The following is a 1221-nucleotide window of genomic DNA, read 5'->3' on the forward strand; positions in this document are numbered from 1 at the left end:
CGCTTTTTAAATCTGGGGAATCCAAAGTTACGTTCCCACATATTTGTAAAAGCAGTCTCAACCCTTTTTAAAGTCTGTTGCAACACCTGGGACTGAACCTGCTTCAGATGTGGATATTGTTTTTTAGCCTCAGTTAATGCCTTGGCTTGACTATTATATGTAGGTCGTTGAGTATCAGAAGGAATTATATACTGACTTTTGATAGAGCATGAATTTACATCACATGCACGGGACTTAAACCAATCCTTACGCTCACCCAAAGCATAGTTATATACTTGGCGGTTTGTTTCTAACCACTCGTTAAATATTTCTTTTTGTTCAGCAGTAGGTTTTAGTTTAAATTCATAAGTGAGTGTAAATGTCATTCACTTTACCCAAACTATATTTATTTTTTCCCAGAGTGATACACAAGCGTTAATGATAAACCTCTGGATTTACACAATAGGGTAAGCGATCGCCTTTGAGTCCTGCAATCAAATTTTCAACTGCCATATTTGCCATTTTTTCCCTAGTCTGACGGCTAGCACTGGCAATATGAGGAGTAATAATTAAATTATCCAGGGTCAGTAATGGACTATCACTGGGAATCGGCTCTGGTTCAGTCACATCCAAAGCTGCACCAGCAATTTTACCTTGGCTCAGGGCGCGATACAAAGCTTTTGCATCTACAATTCCTCCCCGTGCAGTATTAATTAAAATCGCAGACGGCTTCATTAATTCAAACTGGCGATCGCTAAATAGATGGTAAGTATCCTGAGATAGTGGCGTGTGAATTGTCACAAAATCAGACTCTTCTAACAACCGTTCTAAGGAGACGAAATCTACACCCAAAGTATTTTCTAAATGTAAATCTGATCTGTTTTTGCAGGTGTATAAAATTTTCATATCGAAGCCTTGGGCACGGCGAGCGATCGCTTGACCAATACGCCCAAAACCAATAATTCCCAATGTCGCTCCAGTAATATTAGCTCCCAATAGAAAATCTGGCTCCCAAGTTTTCCATAAACCACTACGGGTAAATCGATCTGCCTCCAACAACCTGCGGGATGCTGTCATCAATAGTGCCCAAGTAAAATCAGCAGTAGTATCAGTTAATACACCTGGAGTATGACCCACAGGAATCATTTTTGCCGTAGCTGCGGCAATATCTATATTGTCGTAACCTACAGCCATTTGACTAATGACTTTTAAAGAAGTTGCCGATTCTATTAAGTAGGTTGG

At 39.9% G+C, this 1221-nt stretch carries 2 protein-coding genes; both read right to left on the reverse strand.

Annotated elements, in window-relative coordinates; translation table 11 throughout:
* Positions 1 to 365: helix-turn-helix domain-containing protein (locus tag CALSC_RS24520; protein ID WP_143288369.1), on the reverse strand; the 365-nt coding region annotated here is incomplete at its 3' end.
* 49 nt (positions 366 to 414) lie between these two features.
* On the reverse strand, positions 415 to 1221 hold an 807-nt coding region (locus CALSC_RS24525; RefSeq protein ID WP_088243834.1), incomplete at its 5' end, for a 2-hydroxyacid dehydrogenase.

It is taken from the genome of Calothrix rhizosoleniae SC01 (genome assembly GCF_900185595.1).
Classification (GTDB): Bacteria; Cyanobacteriota; Cyanobacteriia; order Cyanobacteriales; family Nostocaceae; genus Calothrix_A; species Calothrix_A rhizosoleniae.